This window comes from Stenotrophomonas sp. YJH_SMC_135 (assembly GCF_059372355.1).
The window spans coordinates 73,332-96,061 of record NZ_JCAFVN010000007.1 but is presented as its reverse complement, the minus strand read 5'-3'; the positions used below and the strand labels follow the sequence as shown (position 1 = coordinate 96,061).

The following is a 22,730-nucleotide window of genomic DNA, read 5'->3' as shown; positions in this document are numbered from 1 at the left end:
ATCAAGTGGAAAGAAGGAAGTCGGAAGCAGGCTCAGGCCCGCGGCAGATCATGCGGCGGCGGCCGGAACAGCGGCGAGATCAGCCAGACCAGGCCGATGCCGAACAGCAGGGTCAGGCCGAACGCGCGCAGCGCCGGGGTCTGCGACAGTCCCAGCAGGCCGAACGACAGCCAGGTGCTGGCCGCGCCCACGCACACCGCCAGCCAGGCACTGGCATCGCCGCGGTGCTCGATCAGGAAGATGCCGTAGTCGATGCCCATGCCCAGCAGCAGCATCAGTGCCAGCACGTTGAACAGCTGCAGTGGCTGGCCGAACAGGCCCAGCAGGCCCAGGGTCAACGCACCGGCAATCAGGGTCGGCGCGAACACGCGCCAGGCCTGGCGGCGGTAGCGCAGCCACAGCGCACCGAACACCAGCACGATGCCGACCAGCAGCAGCCCCCCCATCAGCTTGCGGTAGTGGCCCAGCAGCTGCGAGAAGTCGGCGGTGCGGTCCACCCAGCGCACGCCGGGCAGGCCTTCGGCCGCCCCGCGCAGGGTCGCCAGCGCATCGGCGCGCGACAGGTCATCGACCATCACCACGCTGATCATCTGCCCACCGACCTCACCCACCCACAGGTGGCGGAACGGCTGCGAGGCCGGCGAGGCCAGGAACGCCTCCGCGGTCAGCGGCGTGGTGGCGAAGTCGGGGCGCGGCAAGGGTTCTCCGACCGCATCGGACACGGCCTGCAGCACGCCCGGTTCCACCTTGGCGGTCAGCGCCGCATCGGCCTGCTGGCGTGCCGGCGACGGCAGCCAGTCACTGATCGCGCGGTAACCGCCGATGCGCTTGTCGTTGGCCAGTACACGCAGGCGTTCGGTCAGTGCTTCTTCGCGCTGCAGCAGCTGTGCAGCGTCACTGCCCTGCACCAGATAGAACTGCGCCGGGCTGGGCATGCCCAGCAGCTGGCTCAGGCGGATCTGCTGGGCCATCAGTGCCGGCGGTGAGGACTGCAGGCTGCGCAGGTCGTCATTGCTGTGCAGGCGGGCGATGCCGATGGCAGACAGCGCCAGCGTGATCACCACGAACACCGTCACCGGCCGGCGGCCATGCAACCGCGGGAAGCGCTCCAGCGTGTTGCCCAGCCACTGCGAGAAACGGGTCTGGCGGATCTCGCCGCCATCCAGCCACGGGAACCAGAAGATCACCGTGAGGAAGGCGGCGGCCAGACCGACCACCGAGAACAGCGCCATCTGGCGCAGGCCCGGGAACGGGGCCAGGCCCAGGGCCAGGTAGGCCAGCGCGCTGGTCAGCAAGGCCAGCCACAGGCCCGGCAACAGGTGCCGCAGCAGCTTCCAGCGGCGATCGGCCGGCTCGGCCTGGCGCGAGGCAAACCAGTGGATGCCGTAATCCTCGGCCACGCCCACCAGCGACGCACCGAACACCAGGGTGAGCACGTGCACCTTGCCGAACACCAGCACGGTCACCGCCAGCGCCACGCCACAACCGATCAGCAACGACGCGGCGACCAGCAGGATCGGCCGCAGCGAACGGAACGCCAGCCACACCAGCAGCAGCACCGCGGCCAGCGAGCCCCAGCCGATCGTGTTGATCTCCTGGTTGGCCTGCACCGCGGCCGCCTCGGCGTGCAGCGGCACGCCGGCATGCAGGATTTCCAGCTCCGGCGCTGCCGCCCTGGCAGCCCGCCCGGCACGTTCCAGCAGGCCGTCGAGATGACGCTCACCGTCGAGCTGGAACGCCGAACCCGGTGTATCGAACTGCAGCACGGCCCAGTGCCTGCCCTCGGCTTCGAGCAGGCCGTCATCGCCCAGCCGCAACCCCGAACCCTGCGCCTGCTGCTGCCACCATTGCGGCCACAACGACAACGGGTCTTGCCGCCAGTCGGTCAGGCGCGGAGCGCCCATCGGGCCGTACAGCGCGGCCAACGCCTGCTCGGCCAACGCGCCCGGTTCGCTGCCCTGCAGCTGCTCGCGCTGGGCCGGCGTCAGCAGGCGGTCGCGGTACGGCGCGTAGAACGCGCGCGCCTCATCGAACCAGCCTTCGATCGAACCACTGGGCACCAGCAGGGCTCGGTCAGTGTCCTTGGCCATGGCCGCGGCAAAGGCCGCCTGCGCACGCTTGGCGGCAGCGCCGTCCCTGCTGCCCAGCAGCACCACCACCTGCCGCGAGCTGCCGTCGGCGATGCGCCGGGTGACGTCGCTCAACAGGCGGTCATGCGCATCCTGCGGCAGCAGCGCGAGGATGTCGGTGTCGATCCGCGATTGCTGGCTCCACAGGTGCCACTGCTGCGCGCCCAGTACCAGCAGCAGCAACAGCCAGGCGATGCCCAGCCAGTGCCACCAGCGCCGCAGCCGCTCCGGTGCGTTCGATGCGACGGCCTCACTCAAAGCGGCGTGCCTCGTCGGCGGTGAGCGTGGCTGGCGCCTCGCTCAATGCACTGAACTGGATCTGCGTGCGGTCCTTGTTGGCCTCGACGATCTCGACCTGGCGCACGTAGCGGTCACCCTGCAGGGTCAGCGACTGGAACGCCTTGGCCAGCATCGCCGACTTCGGCGTCAGCCGCAGCCGCCAGCCCTGCCCTTCACGGCTGGCCGCCACGTTGAACTGGCTGGACAGCGCCTGCACGTCGCCACTCATCAGCGCGAACATGATCGCGTTCACCGAACGCATCGCCGGCTGCTGCCGTGCATCGAGCTCGACACGGGTGCTGCCATCGCGCTGGCGGCTCAGGATGCGGTCGGCGGTGACCACCACTTCGGAAGGGAACGGCTTGAGCGTGGTCCAGATCACGCCGTGCTGGCGCGCGACCACGAACTGGCCCTGCGAGCGCAGCGGGTTCCTGAAGCCGCTGACCTGCTTTTCCTGGCTGAACTGGCCACGCAGCACGTCCGGCCGCGCCACCGCCTGGGTGATCGCATCGATGGCGGGGTCGGCCGCCTGCACCTGCGGTGCGGCAACGAAGATCAGCGCGCACAGCAGCACGCTCGAAAGACGGACAAGGGGGTTCACGGCGCAGGCACTCCCAGGCGCTCCCACAGTACCGGCGGGCACTGGTACAGCATTTCCTTGCTGGCCGCGTCCACCGCGACCTGGATGGTCATCGCGCGGGTCAGCACCTGGCCGCTCTGCGCATCGAGGATTTCATACTCGATCTTCAGCCGGTTCTCCCATTCCACGATGCGCGCGACCACGCGCAGCGCCTGGTTGAACAGCAGCGGCCGCACGTACTTCACCCGCGCATCGACCACCGGCCACAGGTAGCCCGATTCGAGCATCTGCGGGTAGTCGTAGTCGTAGCGCCCGAGCAGCGCGCAGCGCGCGATCTCGAAGTACTTGAAATAGTTGCCATGCCAGACCACGTTCATCGGATCGCAGTCATGGAAGGCAGGGGTCAACGCAATTTCGCCAACCCGTTCGATGGCCTCATTCACCGGCATACAGCTCCCAACGTTGCGCGCGGATCTCCACCAGCAGTTCCCGCAGTTCGCGATCCAGCGCGCGGTCTTCTTCAACCAGGGCGATGCGCTGCCCCAGGTCGGCGTACATGTCGGCCAGACTGCCATGCAGCTGCGCGTTCAGGCCAACCCGTTCGCGCAGCGCCAGGCCCTGGCGGGCGGCGATCAGCATCGCGGCCACCACCTGTTCAGTCAGCTCGATCACGCGCAGGCAGTCGCGCGCGGCGATGGTGCCCATGCTGACCTTGTCCTGGTTGTGGCACTCGGTGGAACGCGAGAACACGCTGGCCGGCATGGTCTGCTTCAGCGCTTCGGCAGTCCAGGCCGACACGCTGATCTGCAGCGCCTTCAGGCCATGGTTGATGGCCGCGCGCGCGCCGGTGGCCGCCGACAGGTTGGCCGGCAGGCCGTGGTTGTAGCGGGTATCCACCACCAGCGCCAGCTGCCGGTCGAGCAGGTCGGCAACGTTGGCCACGGTGTTCTTCAGGGTGTCCATCGCCAGTGCGATGTGGCCGCCGTAGAAGTGGCCGCCATGCAGGATGCGCTCGCCGTTGGCGTCGATCAGCGGGTTGTCGTTGGCACTGTTCAGTTCGGTTTCGATCAGCTGGCGCAGGAACGGCAGGCTGTCTTCCAGCACGCCGATGACGTGCGGCGCGCAGCGCAATGAGTAGCGGTCCTGCAGGCGCTGTTCGTTGCGCGGCGGGCGTTCGCTATGCAGGTCGCTGCGCAGGCGCGCAGCGATGCGGCCCTGGCCCGGGTGCGGCTTGGCGGCAAACAGGGTTTCGTCGAAGTGGTGCGCGTTGCCGTCGCTGGCCAGCACGTTGAACGCGGTCAACCGCGTGGCCATGCGCGCTAGGTAATCGGCGCGCTGCCAGGCCAGGCAGGCCAGGCCGGTCATCACCGCGGTGCCGTTCATGATCGCCAGGCCTTCCTTCGGCCGCAGCTTCAGCGGGGTCATGCCGATCTTCGCCAGCACTTCGGCCGCCGGCTGCACGCGGCCGTCATGCAGCACCTCGCGCTCGCCGCACAGCACCGCCGCCACGTACGACAGCGGAGTCAGGTCGCCGCTGGCACCGACCGAGCCTTCGGCCGGGATCATCGGCAGCACGTCGTGCTGCAGCAGCGTGGCCAGGCCTTCCAGCAGCGGCACGCTGACGCCGGACATGCCGCGCACCAGCGACGCCAGGCGCGCGGCCAGCACCGCGCGGGTCTCGACCGGGTCCAGGTAACGGCCCAGGCCGCAGCCGTGGTAGGTGTACAGGTGGTGCGGCAGTTCCGCCACCAGCGCCGGCGGGATGTTCACCGTGCACGAGTCGCCGTAGCCGGTGGTCACGCCGTAGATCACGCCGTCCTCGCGCAGCAGGCGGTCGAGGAAGTCGGCACCGCGCTGGATGTGCGCGCGGAACGCCGGCGCGTCGCTCAGTGCGGCCTCGCACTGGCGCTGGGCCAGGGCAACCACGTCTTCAATGGTCAACGGTGCGTCGCCAAAGCGGCACACGGGTACGGCGTCAGTCGTCATGCGGAGCCTGATCCCAGAAGGGGAAGAAATTGAACCAGTCCAACGGGGACTGGATGACCTGGAGTTCCAGCCAGCGCGCGAAGCGCTGTGCCTGTTCGGCCAGCGCGGCGTCGCGCGAGCCACGCGGCAGCACGATGCGTTCGGCGAACTGTTCGAATGCCACCCGATAGCCGTCGCCCTCGTGCAGGCAGGCCATGGTGTAGACCGGGCAGCCCAGCGCCGCGGCGAGCACATAGGCGCCGATCGGGAACGGCGCGCGGTGGCCCAGGAAATCGGCAGTGACGCTGCGGCCACCCTGTACCGGCGTGCGGTCGCCGACGATGGCAACGAAGCCCCCCGCCGCCACGCGCTCGGCTAGCATCACCGCGGTGGCCGGCCCCATTTCGGTCACCTGCACCAGTTCCACCGCCGCCAGCGGGTCCAGCCGCTGCAGCAGGCGGTTGAAGCGCTGCGCATGCGCGGTGTGCACCAGCACGGTGATGCGGAACCCCGGCACCTGTTCGGCCAGCACCTGGCACAGCTCCAGGCAGCCGATGTGCGCGGTGAGGATCAGCCCGCCCTCGCGGCGCGCGATCTTCTGCAGCACCAGGTCACGATGCAGGTGGATGCGCTCGGCCGGGTAGCGCCCGCCCAGGCCGAGGATCTTGTCCAGCATCGTATCGGCGAAGGCGAAGAAGTGGCGCAGGCTGTCACGCCGTGTCGGCGCGCGGCCGAGCACGCCGCTGTGCGCCTGCAGCCGCTGCAGGTACTGCATCGAAGCCTGGCGCCCTATACGGTTGCCCAGCCAATGGCAGGCCACCACCGGCCACACGCACAGGCGGAACGGCCAGCGCCCGAACCAGCGGTGCACCCAGCACAGGAACAGCACGCCGGCCACCGACGTCGATTCGCCGATGTCGGCCCAGTGCGGGGCACCCTGCGCGGCCGCCATCTCAGCGCTGCCCCCGCAGGCGGCGCCACAGCAGCCGCGGCGCACGCCAGAGCATGCCGAAGAACAGGCGGGTATGCATGCGGCTGATGCGCACGTTGTCGCGCCACACATCGAAGTGCGACACGCCATCGGACGGATAGGTCACACGCGTGGCCAGGTGCTCGACCGGCAGTTGCCGCCAGTACAGCCGCACCATCACTTCGGTATCGAAATCCATGCGCCGGCCGATGGTCTCTTCACCGATCAGGCGCAGTACCGGCGGCAGTGGATACACGCGGAAGCCGCACATGGTGTCGCGCAGGTGCAGCGACAGCGTGTTGATCCAGACCCAGATGTGGGTGGCGTAGCGGCCATACAGGCGCGCCTTGGGAACACTGGCGTCGTAAGCCGGAATGCCGCAGATCACCGCCTCGGGATGGGCGCGCGCGGCTTCGATGAAGCGTGGCAGGTCAGCGGTATCGTGCTGGCCGTCGGCATCGATCTGCAGCACGTGGCTGTAGCCACGCGCGCCGGCCTCGGCAAAGCCGGCCAGCATCGCCCCGCCCTTGCCCTGGTTGACGTCCAGGCGCAGCAGGTCGATGCCCTGGCGCTGTGCCAGCGCGCGCAGCACCGCCGCGCACCCATCGTGCGAACCATCGTCGACCAGCAGGCAGGGCAGTCCCGCAGCCTGCACGCCATCGACCACCGCCGCGATGGAGTGCTCGTGGTCGTAGACAGGGATCACCACCAGTGGCGCGAATGCGGCACCGGCAACGGCCGGATCAGTCCGCATCAGCGAAAACCACCCTGCCGCTGGCATGCACACCGTGGCTGGAGGTGTAGCGGAAGGCCAGCACGTTGCGTGCGGCATCCCAGTCCAGCTGCAGGGTCAACTCGTCACCGGGGCGGGCCACGTGCTGGAATTTCACCGCATCCATGCGCACGAACGCGCCCCGCATCACAAACGCCTGGCGGGCGAAGCGCACCGCCCAGTCCAGCTGCGCCACGCCGGGCAGGATTGCCGCCTGCGGGAAGTGGCCCTGGAACGGCCGCAGCGCCGGGTCCAGGGTCATGCGCAGGGTGGCGCTGGCGGCATCGCGGTGATCCCACGCCGGCACCGGCATCAACGGCTGGAACAGCGCCGCCAGCGCGGCCTGGGTCACCTTGCCCTGCGCGTTGATCGGCAGCGCCTGCACCAGGCGCCAGCGACGCGGCCGGGTCACTGCGTCATGCGCATGCGCCAGGCGGGCGCCAAGGCGCTGGCCCAGCGCCCGCCGCGCGGCGTCGCCGCCCTCCAGCAGCGCCGGATCGGCCGGCACCACCACGGCGGCCAGCTGTTCGCGCTGCCCGGGCAGCACCAGCACGCGCGCGTCATCCACCTCGGCGTCTTCGCGCAGCGCGCGTTCCAGCGCATCCAGCGACACCCGGCGTTCCTCGATCTTGACGATGCGGTCGGCCCGGCCCAGCAGGCGGAAGCGGCCGTCGGCCAGGGCTTCGACACGGTCCTGGTTGCGCCACCAACCGGGGGTGTCCAGGTGCGCCGAGGCCACCGCCAGGCAGCCATCGTCGATGCGCCACTGCACGCCCGGCAGCGGCTGCCACGGCGGCAGGTCGATGTCCCAGCGGCGCCAGGCGATGCCGCCGGTCTCGCTGCTGCCATAGACCTCGGTCGGGGCCACGCCCAGCCACTGCCGCACCTGCCGCGCTGCGTCTTCCGGCAGCGGACCACCGGAGGAGAACACCGCGCGCAGGCGGCCATGCAGGCTGGCCCAGTCGAGCTGCCCGGGCAGGCGCTTGAGGTGGGCCGGCGTCGCCACCAGCACCGTATCGGTACCGGCCAGCGCACCCACCAGGTCTTCGTGGAAGAACCGGCGCGGATGAATCAGGCGGCCGGCGGCCAGCGGCCACAGCACGCGGAACAGCAGCCCGTAGATGTGCTGGTGGGACACCGTGCCATGGACCTGCACACCCTCCATCTGCGCACCGAACGCGGCCTGCAGCGCCTCCACCTCGCGCGCCAGCTGGTCCAGGCGCTTGCCGATCGCACTGGGCTGGCCGGTGCTGCCGGAGGTGAACACGCACAGCTCGCAGGCGCGCTCGTCCAGCGCCTGCAGCTCATCGTCCAGCGCGGCGTCCAGCGCCACCAGCGGGCGGTAGTCGGCGGACACGTCGCCTGCGAAGCCGCTCACCTGCGGCTGCAGCGCCTGCAGCGTGGCTGGCAGGTTGTCGGCGGCCAGGAACACCCGCTTGCCGGCATGCCAGGCACCGAACAGCGCGGCGGCAAAGGCCACGGCATCATCGAAGTACAGGGCCCAGTCGCGGCCTTCGGCGGCCGCAAAGGCGGCGCGCCAGGCCAGTACGCGCTGGCGGAAGCCGGCATGGTCGATCACCTCGCCGTCGCACAGGCCGACGCTGCGCTGCGGCCGTGCCTCCAGCAGCAGCCGGTCCAGGGCAATCCACTCAGCCATGCGCGTGCGCCGCCTTCACCTGCCGCCGCACCAGCCACTCCCCTGCGAACAACACGCCCATCATCACGTACGCCAACAATCCGTTGTAGAGCATCCAGACCCGGTCCGACGCGTACAGCGCGGTCAGCAGGGCCAGGCTGCCGTTGAGAACGAAGAAGCCGCACCACACCTGGGTGACGCGGCGGGTATAGGCCACCGCGAACGGCGGCAGGTCCGGCTCCTGCAGCCGCGCCAGGCGCTCCACCAGCGGTGGCCCGAAGCGCAGGCTGGTGCCGAACACCGCCAGCATCACCACGTTGACCAGCGCCGGGTACAGCTTCAGCGGCAGGGCCTGGTTGAGCACGGTGGCCAGCACCGCCAGCAGGCCGGTGCCAGCGGCGGCGGCCCACCACAGCGGCTGTCGCGTGCTCAGCGCACGCAGCAGGGCCAGGGTGAACAGCAGCAGCGACAGCCAGCGCGGCTCGAAACGGCCCATCGCCAGGTACACCAGCAGCGGGTAGGCAAGCGAAATCGCTGCCACCACGACGGTACGTGCGCGAGCCATGGCGAAGCCGCCGGCGCTGCGGTCAGGCGGCTGCCTGGTCCGGCAGCAGTCCATGCACGACATCGACGATGTCCTGCACGGTGCGCACGGCCTTGAACGCTTCCGGCTGCAGATTGCGGCCGAGCAGCGGCTTGAGCTGCACGATCAGGTCGACCGCATCGATGCTGTCGATGTCCAGGTCGTCGTACAGGCGGGCCTCGGGGGTGATCCGGGCGGTTTCGATCTCGAAGCTGTCGGTCAGGATGCTGACGATGCGTTCGAACAGTTCATTCTTGGTCATGGCAATTCCTGGCGCCGTTACGACTGGCGGGCGGCGACGAACTCGCCGAGCGCGCGCACGCTGGAGAAATGGCGACGGGTTTCTTCTGAATCGGCCGAGAGGCTGACACCGTACTTCTTCTGCAGCGCCAAGCCCAGTTCCAGCGCGTCGATCGAATCCAGGCCGAGGCCCTCGACGAACAGCGGCGCGGTCGGATCGATGTCCTCCGGCGTGATGTCCTCCAGCGAAAGGGAGGAAATGATCAATTCCTTGATCTCGTGCTCAAGTGCTTGCACGGGGCGGATCTCCAGACAGGTCGAAATAACGAGAAAGGTGCTCGGTGACGCGGCGTGCTGCCAAGGCATCCCCCCTTGGCGAGTCGTCATCGGCCAGGAAGGGCGCGATCGGGATATCTTCGCCGATCTGCAGCCGAACGTGAAAGCGACGTGAGGGGACACGATACCACTTCTGTCCCTTGGTCAACGTGGGCGGGGTGCAGGTGATCCGTACCGGGGTGATGTCCAGCCGGCCGCGGACGGCGATGTTGGCGGCCCCGCGCTGCAGCCGCGGCGGTTGGCCCGGCACGCTGCGGGTGCCCTCGGGGAAGATCACCAGGGTACCGCCGGCATGCACCGCCGCTACGCAGTCGTCGACCAGGCCGGCCCCGTCATCGTTGGCGATGTAGCCGGCCGCCCGCACCGGGCCGCGCATGAACGGGTTGCAGGCCACGGCCCGCTTCACCACGCAATCGGCGTTGGGCAGCAGCGAAATCAGGCAGACCACGTCGATCAGGGTCGGGTGATTGGCCAGAACCAGCAAACCGTCGCGCTGCAGGCGTTCCCCGCCCTCGATCTGGTAGGTCATCACCCCCAGCGCACGCATCAGGCGCAGGTGGCTGGCAAAGGCGACCTGGACCACGCGGCGGGCCCGGCGGCGGCGGACCACCGGGTCGCGCATCAGCAGCAGCACCGGCATCACCAGCACGCCCAGCAGCAGGCCGCCCACGCCAAATGCGGCGAAGCTCAGGCCGGTGCCGAACACCCGCCAGGCATGATCGAGGCGGCGCAGCGCCTCAGCCACGGCGTCCCCAGCGCCAGCGCTGGCCCTGGGCCACGTGCTCCAGCGCCGGCGCGCCAGACAGCAGGAAGCGGTGCAGGTCCAGCGCGTGCGGCAGCGTGCCCGGGGCGGTGGCGGTGGCCTCCGGCGCCGCCTCCCATTGCAGCGAGAGCGTCGGCTGGCCCGCTGTCGGCGCGGTCAAACGCCAGCACCAGGCAAAGAACGGGTCGGGTTCGTCGGCAAACGTCGCGTAAATTTCAGGAAGCGGCGACTCATAGACCACCACCCGCACTTCGCGGGCACCATCGGCCAGCAGCCCGGCGGCCTCCAGGCAGGCGGTCTCGACCGTGGCCTGGCCGGCGGCCAGCGCCAGGTAGTTGCCGCGGTGGCCGCGGGCGATCGAGTACAGCGCCGCGATCGCGTTGTGCACCGACAGGCCGAACCCGGTGGGGGACAGAGGCTGATCGCTGGCCAGCGCCCCCAGCAGGTCCATCGAACGGGCCACGTCGCCGTGGCGGCTGGCGAACACCAGCGGCACCTGGCTGTCAGCGCCCTGCCCGTCCTCGCACCAGCAGGCAGCCTGGATCGCCATCCGGCCCAGCCGCTCGATGCGGCGGCGCTGCATCGCCGGGATCTCGGCCAACGCCGGCGTGTCTTCGCCCTGCGGCGGATACGGCGCATCGGCCCAGCCCAGCCACTGGCTACGCTCGCTCAGGCCGGGCGCCCAGGCGGCCCAGTCGACGATGGAGAATTCGATCATTTAGCGATGGTGCTTCAACGGGAGAACGATAGGCACGAGCCATTACGGCGACGCGCGGCGGCCCCCCATTCCTGCAGCCGTGCGTCCGTCCAGGACGTCGCCGGCTGCCCCCCTGGCCGCCGGAAAGGAGCGCACGCTAGCACGTCCTGCGCGGGGTGTGCAGGTTTCACATTCCCCAACGCGGGGGCCGGCACCGGCCGGCCCCGCATTCAAACGATCAGTGGTAACCGGTGTCGGCGTGCACCTTGCCGCGGAACACCCGGTACGACCACGCCGTGTAGCCGAGGATGACCGGCAGCAGAATGACCAGCCCGACCAGGGTGAAGCCCAGCGAGGAGGCCGGCGCGGCGGCCTGCCACAGGGTCATCGACGGCGGCAGCAGGTAGGGCCACATGCCCAGCACCAGGCCAAGGAAGCCGAGCACGAACAGGGCCAGGCTGAGCAGGAACGGCGGCAGGTCGCGGCGCGGATGGGTCGCGCTGCGCCACAGCGCGGCCGCCACCGCCAGGGTCAGCAGCGGGACCGGCGACAGCCACCAGAAGTTGCCGTCGCTGAACCAGCGGTCCATCAACCGCGAATCGAGGAACGGCAGCCAGCTGCTCACCAGGCCCATCGCCGCGATCACCGCCACCACCAGCGGGCGGGTCATCTGCCGCGCCAGCGCCTGCACGCGCCCTTCCGTCTTCAGGATCAGCCAGGTGCTGCCCAGCAGCGCATAGCCGGCCACCAGCGCGGCACCGGTCAGCATCGCAAACGGGCTGAACCAGGCGAACGCGCCGCCCTGGTAGGCACCGTGCACCAGCGGGATGCCCTGCACCAGCGTGCCCAGGATCACGCCCTGGGCAAAGGTGGCCAGCAGCGAGCCCAGGCCGAACCCCACGCTCCACAGCCGGCGCGAACGATGTGCCTTGAAGCGGAACTCGAACGCCACGCCGCGGAACACCAGCGCCACCACCAGCAGCAGCACCGGCAGGTACAGCGCCGACAACAGCACCGCATAGGCTTTCGGGAACGCCGCCAGCAGCCCGGCGCCGCCCAGTACCAGCCAGGTCTCGTTGCCGTCCCAGATCGGCGCGGCGGTGTTCATCATCAGGTCCAGCTGCTCCTCGTCCTCGGCGAACGGGGCCAGGATGCCGATACCGAGCACGAAGCCGTCCAGCACCACGTACATCAGCACGCCGAAGCCGATCACCGCGAACCACGCCACCGGCAGCCAGGTCATCAGGTCCATGTCAGCGCTCCTCCAGCGGTTCGTCGGCCGCCGACAGCGGGCGTGCCGGGGTGTGGCTGCCGTGGTCCAGCGACGGCCCATCATCGTGCGGACGCGGTCCGTGGCGCAGGATCTTCACCAGGTACCAGATGCCCCAGCCGAACACGAAGGCGTAGCCAACCACGTACACGCCCAGCGACAACGCCGTCATCCACGCGCTCTGCGGGCCAACCGCATCAGCGGTGCGCAGCACGCCGTACACCACCCACGGCTGGCGCCCCATCTCGGTGACGAACCAACCGGACAGCAGCGCGATGAAGCCACTCGGCAGCATCCAGTTCCATCCGCGCAGCAGCCACGGTGAATCCAGCAGCTTCCTGCGCCACAGCTGGAACGCTGACACCCAGGCCAACAGCAGCATCAGCGTGCCCAGCCCGACCATGATGCGGAAGGCGAAGAACACCGGCGTCACCGGCGGCCGCTCGCTGGCCGGTACCGAGGTCAGCGGGTCGAAGGTGCCGTCCAGGCTGTGGGTGAGGATCACGCTGCCCAGCTTCGGGATGGCCACTTCGAAATCGTTGCGCTCTTCCTTTTCATTGGGCAGCGCGAACACCACCAGCGGCACGCCCTCGCCTTCCTCGGTTTCATGCCAGTGCGCTTCCATCGCCGCGATCTTCATCGGCTGGTGCTTGAGCGTGTTCAGGCCATGCATGTCGCCGACGAAGATCTGCACCGGCACGGTCAGTGCGGCGAACGCCACCGCCGCGATCAGCATTCGCCGCCCCGCTTCCACGTGCGTGCCCCTGCGCAGGTACCACGCACCGACGCCACCAATCACGAAACAGGTGGTGATGAACGAGCCCAGCGCCATGTGCGCCAGGCGGTACGGGAACGAGGGGTTGAACACCACCTGCCACCAGTCCACCGGATGCACGATGCCGTTGACCATCTCGTAGCCGGCAGGCGTATGCAGCCAGCTGTTGGACGACAGGATCCAGAACGTGGAGAACAACGTGCCCAGCGCCACCATGCAGGTGGACAGGAAATGCAGGCGCGGCGAGACCCGGCCCCAGCCGAACATCATCACGCCGAGGAAGCTGGCTTCCAGGAAGAACGCGGTCAGCACCTCGTAGGTCAGCAGCGGGCCGATGACCGTACCGGCCACCTCGCTCAGCCGCGGCCAGTTGGTGCCGAACTGGAAGGCCATGACGATGCCGCTGACCACGCCCATGCCGAACGACACCGCGAAGATCTTCTGCCAGAAGAAATACAGCTCGCGCCACACGGGCAACTTCGTGCGCAGCCAGCGCCATTCGATGAAGGCCAGCCAGCTGGCCGTGCCGATGGTGAAGGCCGGGAACAGCACGTGGAAACTGATGACGAATCCGAACTGGATCCGGGACAACAACAACGCGTCCAAGGGACGCCTCCTGCCTGCGACCGGTGGGATACCGGACCACTTTAGGAGGATTTCGTTAAGGTGGGATGCGACCGGGTGACGCGCTGCTTCACTTTGTCGCAGGGGTCAACCGTTCTGGTAGCTGCCAGCCTTGGTTGGCACACACGCCCAAACGCCGACCCAGGTCGGCATCTGCCAACGGCGACTGGAACGGCCCACCGCCCGGAGGGCGCCTCAGAGCCAGAAATACCAGGCCGCTGCAGCCAGCAGCGCGCCAAACAACAGCACCTGCACCACCACATAGCCCACGCCACCGTCGCGCGACTCAGCGGCAATGCGCTTCTGCAGCGCCTCGCTCACATCCGGCGTTGCTTCCTGCTGCGCCTGCTCGCGCAACGCCTGTGCCAGCACGCGCGCTTCCGCATCGCGAGGATCGGTGGGTGGGTTCACAGCAGCTCTCCGACAGTGGCATGCCGCGTCAGTTCCTGCTTCAGGACCTGGCGCGCGCGGTGCAGGTGGCTCTTGATGGTACCGCGTGCCAGTCCGGTCACCTGCTCGATCTCGGCCAGATCGAAATCCTCCAGGTAATGCAGGCCGACGATCAGGCGCTGCGGCGCGCTCAGCCGTTCCAGTGCCGCGCCGAGCTGGCGCCCGGCCTGCAGCGCCTCGCTCAACTCGGCGGGCCCGGGGCCTTCATCGCCGATCCCCAGTTGCTCCGGCACCTCCACCGCCACCATCCATTGCGCCTCCAGCCGCCGCCGGCGCAGGTGCTGTAGTGCAGTGGTGTAGGCCACCCGCGAAACCCAGGTACGCAACGAAGATTCAAAGCGGAACCGGTGCAGCTGGCGGAACACGGCCAGGAAGGTTTCCTGCAGCAGGTCAGCCACCTGGTCGCGGTCGCCCACCATGCGTCCGATCACATGCGCGCAGGTGCGCTGGTGGGCTTCAACCAGTTGCGCGAAGGCCGACTGCGAGCCATCGATGATGGCCCGCACCAGGGCCTGGTCCGCGTCCAGCGGCTCGGCGGGCGGTGCCGCCGATACTGCATCGTGGCGGCGACGGCCCCGCAGTGCCGACAGTGCTTCGCCGAGCAGGCTCATCTACGGGGCGCCCCCTGTGCCCGTGGCATGCGCCGGCTCAGCCCTTGCGTGCGGCCGGACGGGTGAAGTGCCAGGCCAGCAGCTGGCCCAGGCCAGCACTGCCGACCAGCGCGGCAGCGGCACCGAAGGTCAGGTCACGCGCACCGATGGCCTCCAGCAGGGCCATGGCCAGGGCCAGGCAGACCAGGCTGATGCCCCAGCGCAACGCCCCCTGGCGGCGCCGCTCTTCTTCCAGCACGGCCAGCGAGCGGATCACTTCCTCCGGCACGTGCGGGGCCACCAGCTTGCTGCGCGCGCGCGCATCGGCAATGGCATGGATCGCGTAGGCGATGCAGATGAAGAGGGTGATCGGGATCAGTTCCTGCATGGTCGGGCTCCTGTTCGGTGGATGATGCGGGTTCAGGAGAATGGATGCGCGACCACGGCAACCGGTTGCACTAGCTGCCTGCCACCTCGTCGCTGGCGCCGGGCGTGTCCGCCGGGTCCGGGAAATAGGTCTCCACCTGGAAACCCAGCTGCAGGTCCGCCAACAGTCGCAGCAACTGCTGATCCAGCACAAAACCCGCCCATGCGGTCTTTCCAAAGATGCCGACACGCACGCCGATCGAAGCCCCCTCCTGCAGCAGTTCCCCGATCACATCGGCGCGTGCCCGCAGGAGATCGACCAACGCCGGCCAGGCATCCATCAGCCAGCCGTCCTTGCCCCTCTCCAGTACGAACACCACGCGGGTCTCCGCATGCCCGCTGATCAGGCTGCCGTCGCGATCCCGGTATCCGGTTCCGACGTCTCGGGAAAACGCCGGTTCCAGATCCAGCCGGGCGGCAATCCCGGCGCCGGCCTCTGTTGGGTGCTGCACGCGCAGCGAAATCCTGTAGTCGTAGCAGTACATATCGGTTCCATCCGAACGGAATGGCCATCATGCCGCACACGCCGTCGCAGCGACCTGGAGGGGGCCATTTTGCCGATTCCGCTGCCATGACCTGTGGCCCCTGCCCCGGGCCGGGGCGGCTGGTACCCTTGGCCGGTTTCCTCTTCTGGTGCCGTCCGCCCATGTCCCGAGTGCTGCCCCTGTCCCTCCTGCTGTCGGCCGTGCTGGCCGCACCGGCTGCGCATGCCGCGCCGACGCCGATCACCATCGAACAGGCCATGGCCGACCCGGACTGGATCGGTCCGCCGGTCGAAAAGGCCTGGTGGTCGTGGAACAGCCAGCAGGTGGAGTACCAGCTCAAGCGCAACGGCAGCCCGGTACGCGATACCTTCCGCCAGCCGGTGGCCGGTGGCGTGGCCGCGCAGGTGGCCGATGACCAGCGCGGCACCCTGGACGTGGCCGAGCCGGTCTATGACCGCAGCCGCAGCCGCAGCGCCTTCGTCCGCAATGGCGATGTGTTCGTGCGCGACCTGCGCAGCGGCGCACTGACCCAGCTGACCCGCAGCAACGAGCGCGCGGGCAACGTGAACTTCGCTGCCGACAACGGCGTGATCTGGCGCGTCGGCCAGAACTGGTTCCACTGGACCGCCGCCAGCGGCGTGCAGCAGGTGGCCAGCCTGAAGGCCGAGAAGGACCCGCGTACGCCGCCCAAGGCCGACGTGCTGCGCGACCAGCAGCTGCGCACGCTGGAAACCCTGCGCCGCGACCGCGACCAGCGCGAAGCATTGAAGGACCAGGACCAGCGCTGGCGCCAGGCCGATCCGACCCGCGCACCGGGCCCGGTCTACCTGGGCGCCGACGTCGAGATCGGTGACAGCGTGCTGTCGCCGGACCTGACCCACCTGATCGTGGTGACCAAGCCGAAGGACTTCGACGACGGCCGCACCAGCAAGATGCCGCTGTACGTGACCGAATCGGGCTACGAGGAAACCGAGGACACCCGCACCCGCGTCGGCCGCAACGGCTTCGAGCCACACACCCTGTGGTACGTGGACGTGCGCACCGGCAAGGCCGAGAAAGTCTCGCTGTCCAACCTGCCGGGCATCAGCACCGACCCGCTGGCCGAGCTGCGCCGCAAGGCCGGCAAGGATGCGCTGAAGGGCGAGCGCAGCGTGCAGGTGATGAGCGACTTCATGGGCGGCGGCATCCGCTGGAGCGCCGACGGCCAGCAGGCCGCGGTGATGCTGCGTGCCAACGACAACAAGGACCGCTGGATCATCAGCGTCAATGCCGCCGACGGCCGCGTGCAGAACCGCCACCGCCTGACCGACAACGCCTGGATCAACTGGGGCTTCAACGATTTCGGCTGGATGGCCGATGGCCGCACGCTGTGGCTGTTGTCCGAGGAATCGGGCTTCTCGCACCTGTACACCCAGGCCGGCACCGCCAAGCCGCAGGCGCTGACCAGCGGCAAGTGGGAAACCTCGGCACCGGTGCCGTCGGCCGATGGCAAGGGCTTCTACTTCCTGTGCAACCAGCAGGCGCCGCATGACTACGAAGTCTGCGCGGTCGACACCGGCAACCGCCAGGTACGCGAGCTGACCAGCCTCAATGGCGTGGAGGATTTCTCGCTGTCGCCGGACGGCCAGCAGCTGCTGGTGCGTTACTCCGGTGCCTACCTGCCGCCGCAGCTGGCGGTGCTGCCCAGCACCGGCGGCCAGGCACGCGTGCTGACCGACACCCGCACCGCCGACTACAAGGCACGCCAGTGGATCCAGCCGAAGCTGGTGGCAGTGCCGTCCAGGCACGGTGCCGGCGTGGTCTGGGCCAAGTACTACGAGCCGGAAAACAAGGAACCGGGGAAGAAGTACCCGATCGTGATGTTCGTGCACGGCGCCGGCTACCTGCAGAACGTGCACCAGCGCTACCCGGCCTACTTCCGCGAGCAGATGTTCCACAACCTGCTGGTGCAGAAGGGCTACATCGTGCTGGACATGGATTACCGCGGCAGCGAGGGCTACGGCCGCGACTGGCGCACGGCCATCTACCGCAACATGGGCCACCCGGAACTGGAAGACTACAAGGATGGCCTGGACTGGCTGGTCGACACCCAGCAGGGCGACCGTGACCACGCCGGCATCTACGGCGGCTCCTACGGCGGCTTCATGACCTTCATGGCGCTGTTCCGTTCGCCGGGCACGTTCAAGGCCGGCGCCGCGCTGCGCCCGGTGGTCGACTGGCACAACTACAACCACGGCTACACCAGCAACATCCTCAACACCCCGGACATCGATCCGGAGGCGTACCGCGTGTCCTCGCCGATCGAGTACGCGCAGAACCTGCAGGACAACCTGCTGATCGCCCACGGCATGATGGATGACAACGTGTTCTTCCAGGACTCGGTGAACCTGACCCAGCGCCTGATCGAACTGCACAAGGACAACTGGTCGATCGCACCGTACCCGCTGGAACGCCACGGCTACGTGCGTGCCGATTCCTGGCTGGACCAGTACAAGCGCATCCTCAAGCTGTTCGAGCAGAACCTGAAGTGAGCAACGCCGCGGCCACGATCCGGATCGTGGCCGCGGTCATCCTGGATGACCGCGGCCGGGCACTGCTGGTGCGCAAGCACGGTGCCCGCCGCTTCATCCAGCCCGGTGGCAAGCCCGAACCCGGCGAAGCACCGTTGCAGGCGCTGGCCCGCGAGCTGGACGAAGAGCTCGGTGTGCAGCTGCGCGCCGAGACCGCCATCGCGCTGGGCACCTTCGAGGACTGGGCGGTGAACGAGCCCGGCCACCGCGTGCAGGCCCAGGCGTGGTGGGTGCAGGTGGACGGCACGCCGCAGGCGCGCGCCGAAATTGCCGAACTGGCCTGGGTGCCGCTGCAACCACCGTATGGCCTGCCCTTGGCACCCTTGAGCGAACACCATATCCTGCCGGCGGTCGCCACCCGGGTGACGGCCCGCTGAGCAGGCGGGCGCCGACTGCAAGGACATCGGATGTCAGTGCCGCTCCCGCCGCTTCCCACCCGCACCACGCCACCCGCTCACGCCTGGGTGCGCCCGATGGCGCAGGCGTCGTTCTGGCTGTGCCTGCTGCTGACGCTCTACTTCGTGCTGCAGGCGCTGCTGTTGTGGCCACTGCACGGCACCCCGCTGTGGCAGTCGCTCGCCGGAATGGCGCAGGCGCACCGGGTGCACAGCGTCACTTGGCTGCTGGCCCACCCGGTGGGCGCCTCGATGATCATCGCGCTGGCCTGCCTGGTCTCGACCGCAGCCAGCTGGGGCCTGCTGCGCGAACGCCGCTGGGGCCTGTGGGGCTTCGTGGCGCTGTTGCTGCTGAGCGCACTGGCCAACTTCGCGATCGCCTGGTGGCTGGACGCGTGCATGCGCGATCTCATCGCACTGCTGGCCGATGACCCGGCCCTGCAGCAGGAGCTGCAGCCGCGGCGCTGGATGGTCACCTTCATCGTGGTCGGTACCTCGATCCTGTTCCTCGGCCTGCAGGGCTGGCTGGCCTGGCGCCTGTTGAGGCCGGACATCCGCTCGCGCTTCCGCTGAGCCCCATCCGATTCCCGCTGGACAAGGACCGTCGCATGCGCGTGCTGCCCCTGCTCCCCGCACTGCTGCTGTTCGCCGCGCAACCTGCGTCCGCCGACGCGTTGCGATGTGGCGAGTACCGCAGCACCGAGGGCGCCATGGCGCTGGTGTTCGAATCATCCACTGCCGGTTATCGCGCTCTGGAAGGCCAGGAACACGCGCCTGTGCGCATCGACCGCAGCGGCGGCGATCTGCGCCTGGTATTTCTCGACGAGGGTGTATCCACCGCCATCAGCGTGGCTGCCGACGGGGCGCATATCAACGACGGCATGACCGACTTCGAGTTGCATCGACCCCAGGCCTGCCAGCGCGCCCCTGCGCCCGTCACCGACGGCTGCCTGGGCCAACCTGCGCTGTGCATTGCGCGGCTCGCGGATGCGCCGCCGGAACAGGCGCGACGCGCGTGCGAGGAAAGCGTCGGCGCCGGGTGCTCGGCGCTGCTACGCCACTTTCTCGCTGCACCCGCCGCCGCAGCCGGGCAGCAGGACGCGCCATTGCCTGCCGCGCAGCGCACCACGCTGCAGCGGCTCTGCCTGCACCAGCGCGGTGGTCGCTTCTGCACCGAGGTGGCCGAACAGCAGTTGATCGCGCTGGAACCCGCGTTGGCCGTGCAGGCGCTGCAGGTGGTCTGCGATGCTGGGCGCGCCAGTGCCTGCGAACGTGTTGCGCCATTGCGTGAACTCGGCACCGATCTACGCCTCGTGCCTCTCCAGCAAGTGCCCTGTGGCCGCTATCAGGCCGATGGCGGCGCGATCGACAGGCTCGACTTCGGCGATGGCACGCGCGGCCGACTGGAAGACGGCGCCATCCACCTTCAGCAGGACGGCGAAACCCTTGTCCTGCGCCAGCTGGGCAACGGCGATCTGCTTGGCATGGATACGCAGACCGGTTACCAGCGCTACCAGCCGGTGCCCGGCACGGCACAATGCACGCCCCCGCGCGAGGGCCGTGGTTCGCCGTAGCGCCTGGAGTTTCCCGTTCGATCGTCAAGGAGACGACATGCATTCACCCGCACCGCGCCGCCGCTGGCTGGTCTGGGCGCTGCTGCTGGCCGCGCCGATGGCCGCCGCACAGTCACCGCAATGCGGCCTGTTCAAGGCCGACGAAGGCAGCGGCACGCTGCGCATCAGCTCACCGAACCGCGGCGAGCAGAAGCACTTCGGCAGTGCGCCGTCTCCGGTCGCGTTCCAGCAGATCGACGGAAAGCTGCAACTGGTGAACCTGGAGTACGGCCTGCCCAGCGCGTTGCAGGTGCGCGATCGTGGCCGCACGGTCGAGGTGGATGGCACGGTCTACATCCTGCAGGCCCCCGCACAGTGCGCCGCCGCAGCCAGGCCGGCTGAAGGCAGCTGCCTGGCCGATGCGGCGGCGTGCCTGGACAACCGCCGTGAAGCGCCCCCGGCCGCGCTGGAAGCAGGGTGCCGGGAAGGCGTGCCCGGCATGTGCCTGCAGCTGGCCGATCGCTGGCATGACGAGGCCAGGGCGCCGGCCACGCCGGATGAGGCGCAGCAACAGGCCATCCTCGATACCGCACTGGCCGGCATCGAACTGCCTGTGCCGTGCCGGAATGGCGGCTTCAGCAACGAGACACCGGCCTGTGCAGCGGCGCTGGAAGCGGATCCGGCGCTGCAGGATCAGATCGTCAAGGCCGCGATGGGTGCGGCGATGGTCGAAGCCGTGAGCTCCGTGCTGTCACCCTCCACGCCGGTGGTGGTGCCGGCCGCGCAGCGCCAGCAGCTGTTGCAGTTGTGCCAGCAGGTCGGCCATGGCGGCTTCTGCAGCCGCGTGGCCGAGCTCTCGTGGGAATCCGGCGACCCCTTGCAGGCGGTGCAGGCACTGACCACAGCGTGCGCGCCCGGTAAGGAAAGCGCCGCCTGCGAGCGCCTGCCTGCATTGCAGGCGCTGGGCGCCTCGTTGCGGCCGCAGCCGGCTACGGCGCTGCCCTGCGGCACCTTCCGCGCCGCAGGTGGCCTGATGGATACGCTGGACTTCGGCGATGCAGGACGGGTCGGCATCGGCTGGGACAGCCAACTGCGTGCTCGTGTCGAAGACGGCGACATCCGCATCCGCCACGACAAGGGCGGCGACTTCGTGCTGCGGCCGTTGCCCGGGGGCCAGCTGCTGGGCCTGGACACGTGGACACGCTTCCAGGTGTTCGTGCCGACCGGCGAGGGCGCGAGCACCTGCAGCCCGCCGAAACACTACACGGTGCTGCCGCTGCCTCAGGACTGCCCGCAGGCGCTGGCCAGCGGCGGTGCCGAAGCCTGCTGCGCGCAGGGTAAGCTGCAGGGCTGCAACATTCTTGGCAACCGTCTTGCGCTGTCCGGCCAGTGGCGGCAGGCGGCAGAGCACTACACCACCGTGTGCCGTGCCGGCGTGCGCGAGGGCTGCGAAAACCTGGTCGCAGCGCAGGGCCGCAGCAGCGACATCGACGCCCATGCGACGCTGGAGCGGCTGTGTGCCGCCGACCGCAGCGGGCGCCACGTCGCCTGCGACGTGCTGGACACCGGAAACTGGAGCGCCCTGGAGCTGGGCCGTGTCCTGCAGGAGGCGGTGGACGAAGCGACGGCCGAGGACACTCCGGCGCCGCGCGCTTCCAACCGCAAGCGATGAGCCGGCCAAGGCCTGCCCGCAGCTTCGGGCGGGCCCTGCGGTAAAGTAGCGCCATGAACGAATTCGAGCGCGTGCGCACCTACCTCACCGACCTGCAGGACCGCATCTGTGCGGCGATCGAGGCCGTCGATGGCCAGGCCCGCTTCCAGGAAGACCTGTGGCAGCGGGCCGAGGGCGGTGGCGGGCGTACCCGCGTGCTGCGCGACGGCGCGGTGTTCGAGCAGGCCGGCATCGGCTTCTCCGACGTGGCCGGCAGCCGCCTGCCGCCGTCGGCCTCGGCCAACCGCCCGGAACTGGCCGGCGCCTCCTGGCGCGCCACCGGCGTGTCGCTGGTGTTCCACCCGCTCAATCCCTACGTGCCGACCACCCATGCCAACGTGCGCTTCTTCCAGGCGCAGCGCGACGGCGAAGTGGTGGCCAGCTGGTTCGGCGGCGGCTTCGACCTGACTCCGTTCTACCCGTTCGACGAGGACGTGCAGCATTGGCACCGGGTCGCACGCAACCTGTGCACGCCGTTCGGCGACGAGCGCTATGCCGCGCACAAGCGCTGGTGCGATGAATACTTCTTCCTGCGCCACCGCAATGAAACGCGCGGCGTCGGCGGCCTGTTCTTCGATGACCTGCACGGCGATTTCGAGCGCGATTTCGCTTATCTGCGTGCGGTCGGTGATGGCTTCCTCGACGCCTACCTGCCGATCGTGCAGCAGCGCAAGGACGCCGCCTATGGCGAGCGCGAACGCGAGTTCCAGCTGTACCGCCGCGGCCGCTACGTGGAGTTCAACCTGGTCTACGACCGCGGCACCCTGTTCGGGCTGCAGAGCGGTGGCCGCAGCGAAAGCATCCTGATGAGCCTGCCGCCGCGGGTGCGCTGGGAGTACGGCTTCACCCCGGAAGCGGGCAGCGCCGAGGCGCGCCTGGCCGACTACCTGGTGCCACGCGACTGGCTCTGATCGTCCGGCGCCACGCCTGA

At 69.0% G+C, this 22,730-nt stretch carries 24 protein-coding genes; 6 read left to right on the top strand and 18 right to left on the bottom strand.

Annotated elements, in window-relative coordinates:
• Positions 1 to 32 precede the first annotated feature (32 nt).
• The 18 genes from AC5P98_RS19355 to AC5P98_RS19270 all read right to left on the bottom strand — a co-directional run bounded on the left by AC5P98_RS19355 (position 33) and on the right by AC5P98_RS19270 (position 15,570).
• Positions 33 to 2,387 carry an MMPL family transporter gene (locus AC5P98_RS19355; RefSeq protein ID WP_032960614.1) on the bottom strand — a complete coding sequence of 785 codons (2,355 nt, stop codon included), beginning with the start codon at positions 2,385 to 2,387 and terminating at the stop codon, positions 33 to 35.
• Positions 2,380 to 3,009 carry a LolA family protein gene (locus tag AC5P98_RS19350; protein ID WP_032960616.1) on the bottom strand — a complete coding sequence of 210 codons (630 nt, stop codon included), beginning with the start codon at positions 3,007 to 3,009 and terminating at the stop codon, positions 2,380 to 2,382. The genes AC5P98_RS19355 and AC5P98_RS19350 overlap by 8 nt, the downstream gene beginning before the upstream one ends.
• Positions 3,006 to 3,437 (bottom strand): acyl-CoA thioesterase, encoded by a 432-nt coding sequence (locus tag AC5P98_RS19345; protein ID WP_032960618.1) that lies wholly within the window; start codon positions 3,435 to 3,437, stop codon positions 3,006 to 3,008. Before AC5P98_RS19345 ends, AC5P98_RS19350 begins: the two co-directional genes overlap by 4 nt.
• Entirely contained in the window at positions 3,424 to 4,974 is a 1,551-nt protein-coding gene (locus tag AC5P98_RS19340; RefSeq protein WP_041863964.1) for an HAL/PAL/TAL family ammonia-lyase, read from the bottom strand. The genes AC5P98_RS19345 and AC5P98_RS19340 overlap by 14 nt, the downstream gene beginning before the upstream one ends.
• Entirely contained in the window at positions 4,964 to 5,905 is a 942-nt protein-coding gene (locus tag AC5P98_RS19335; RefSeq protein WP_014648845.1) for a lysophospholipid acyltransferase family protein, read from the bottom strand. The genes AC5P98_RS19340 and AC5P98_RS19335 overlap by 11 nt, the downstream gene beginning before the upstream one ends.
• Position 5,906: 1 nt before the next feature.
• Positions 5,907 to 6,677: a glycosyltransferase family 2 protein gene (locus AC5P98_RS19330; protein ID WP_495230163.1), complete on the bottom strand. Its 771-nt coding sequence runs from the start codon at positions 6,675 to 6,677 to the stop codon at positions 5,907 to 5,909.
• Positions 6,667 to 8,352 (bottom strand): ApeI family dehydratase, encoded by a 1,686-nt coding sequence (locus tag AC5P98_RS19325; protein WP_495230162.1) that lies wholly within the window; start codon positions 8,350 to 8,352, stop codon positions 6,667 to 6,669. The genes AC5P98_RS19330 and AC5P98_RS19325 overlap by 11 nt, the downstream gene beginning before the upstream one ends.
• Positions 8,345 to 8,896: a COG4648 family protein gene (locus AC5P98_RS19320; protein WP_046433259.1), complete on the bottom strand. Its 552-nt coding sequence runs from the start codon at positions 8,894 to 8,896 to the stop codon at positions 8,345 to 8,347. Before AC5P98_RS19320 ends, AC5P98_RS19325 begins: the two co-directional genes overlap by 8 nt.
• A gap of 22 nt (positions 8,897 to 8,918) precedes the next feature.
• Positions 8,919 to 9,176: an acyl carrier protein gene (locus AC5P98_RS19315; RefSeq protein WP_005411609.1), complete on the bottom strand. Its 258-nt coding sequence runs from the start codon at positions 9,174 to 9,176 to the stop codon at positions 8,919 to 8,921.
• 17 nt (positions 9,177 to 9,193) lie between these two features.
• Entirely contained in the window at positions 9,194 to 9,451 is a 258-nt protein-coding gene (locus AC5P98_RS19310; RefSeq protein WP_005411610.1) for a phosphopantetheine-binding protein, read from the bottom strand.
• Positions 9,438 to 10,235, bottom strand: a complete 798-nt coding sequence (locus AC5P98_RS19305) for a lysophospholipid acyltransferase family protein (RefSeq protein ID WP_014038937.1) — start codon at positions 10,233 to 10,235, stop codon at positions 9,438 to 9,440. The genes AC5P98_RS19310 and AC5P98_RS19305 overlap by 14 nt, the downstream gene beginning before the upstream one ends.
• A complete protein-coding gene (locus tag AC5P98_RS19300) occupies positions 10,228 to 10,971 on the bottom strand; it encodes a beta-ketoacyl synthase chain length factor (RefSeq protein ID WP_014648849.1) in 744 nt (247 codons plus the stop codon). Before AC5P98_RS19300 ends, AC5P98_RS19305 begins: the two co-directional genes overlap by 8 nt.
• Before the next feature lie 217 nt (positions 10,972 to 11,188).
• Complete coding sequence (gene cydB, locus AC5P98_RS19295; RefSeq protein ID WP_164167068.1) at positions 11,189 to 12,202, bottom strand: cytochrome d ubiquinol oxidase subunit II; 1,014 nt, start codon at positions 12,200 to 12,202, stop codon at positions 11,189 to 11,191.
• A 1-nt stretch (position 12,203) separates the two neighbouring features.
• Positions 12,204 to 13,601, bottom strand: a complete 1,398-nt coding sequence (locus tag AC5P98_RS19290) for a cytochrome ubiquinol oxidase subunit I (RefSeq protein WP_049404030.1) — start codon at positions 13,599 to 13,601, stop codon at positions 12,204 to 12,206.
• A 213-nt stretch (positions 13,602 to 13,814) separates the two neighbouring features.
• Entirely contained in the window at positions 13,815 to 14,030 is a 216-nt protein-coding gene (locus AC5P98_RS19285; RefSeq protein WP_014648852.1) for a hypothetical protein, read from the bottom strand.
• Positions 14,027 to 14,680 (bottom strand): RNA polymerase sigma factor, encoded by a 654-nt coding sequence (locus AC5P98_RS19280; RefSeq protein ID WP_049404032.1) that lies wholly within the window; start codon positions 14,678 to 14,680, stop codon positions 14,027 to 14,029. Before AC5P98_RS19280 ends, AC5P98_RS19285 begins: the two co-directional genes overlap by 4 nt.
• A gap of 37 nt (positions 14,681 to 14,717) precedes the next feature.
• The gene (locus AC5P98_RS19275; RefSeq protein ID WP_005414880.1) at positions 14,718 to 15,047 is read right to left on the bottom strand and encodes a hypothetical protein; all 330 of its coding nucleotides are present in this window, start codon (positions 15,045 to 15,047) and stop codon (positions 14,718 to 14,720) included.
• 70 nt (positions 15,048 to 15,117) lie between these two features.
• The gene (locus AC5P98_RS19270; protein WP_014648854.1) at positions 15,118 to 15,570 is read right to left on the bottom strand and encodes a hypothetical protein; all 453 of its coding nucleotides are present in this window, start codon (positions 15,568 to 15,570) and stop codon (positions 15,118 to 15,120) included.
• A 161-nt stretch (positions 15,571 to 15,731) separates the two neighbouring features.
• Here AC5P98_RS19270 and AC5P98_RS19265 point away from each other — a divergent pair, with 161 nt between their 5' ends.
• The 6 genes from AC5P98_RS19265 to hemF are packed head-to-tail and all read left to right on the top strand — an operon-like array spanning position 15,732 to position 22,710.
• Positions 15,732 to 18,101, top strand: a complete 2,370-nt coding sequence (locus AC5P98_RS19265) for a S9 family peptidase (protein WP_495230161.1) — start codon at positions 15,732 to 15,734, stop codon at positions 18,099 to 18,101.
• Positions 18,098 to 18,517, top strand: coding sequence for an NUDIX hydrolase (locus AC5P98_RS19260; RefSeq protein ID WP_075075832.1), 420 nt, complete (start codon positions 18,098 to 18,100; stop codon positions 18,515 to 18,517). Before AC5P98_RS19265 ends, AC5P98_RS19260 begins: the two co-directional genes overlap by 4 nt.
• A gap of 30 nt (positions 18,518 to 18,547) precedes the next feature.
• Positions 18,548 to 19,108, top strand: a complete 561-nt coding sequence (locus AC5P98_RS19255) for a hypothetical protein (RefSeq protein ID WP_014648857.1) — start codon at positions 18,548 to 18,550, stop codon at positions 19,106 to 19,108.
• A 35-nt stretch (positions 19,109 to 19,143) separates the two neighbouring features.
• Positions 19,144 to 20,109 carry a hypothetical protein gene (locus AC5P98_RS19250; protein WP_495230160.1) on the top strand — a complete coding sequence of 322 codons (966 nt, stop codon included), beginning with the start codon at positions 19,144 to 19,146 and terminating at the stop codon, positions 20,107 to 20,109.
• Between the two features lie 37 nt (positions 20,110 to 20,146).
• The gene (locus AC5P98_RS19245; RefSeq protein WP_075075834.1) at positions 20,147 to 21,760 is read left to right on the top strand and encodes a hypothetical protein; all 1,614 of its coding nucleotides are present in this window, start codon (positions 20,147 to 20,149) and stop codon (positions 21,758 to 21,760) included.
• Positions 21,761 to 21,813: 53 nt separating this feature from the next.
• Positions 21,814 to 22,710 carry an oxygen-dependent coproporphyrinogen oxidase gene (gene hemF / locus AC5P98_RS19240; protein WP_032960638.1) on the top strand — a complete coding sequence of 299 codons (897 nt, stop codon included), beginning with the start codon at positions 21,814 to 21,816 and terminating at the stop codon, positions 22,708 to 22,710.
• Positions 22,711 to 22,730: the final 20 nt, after the last annotated feature.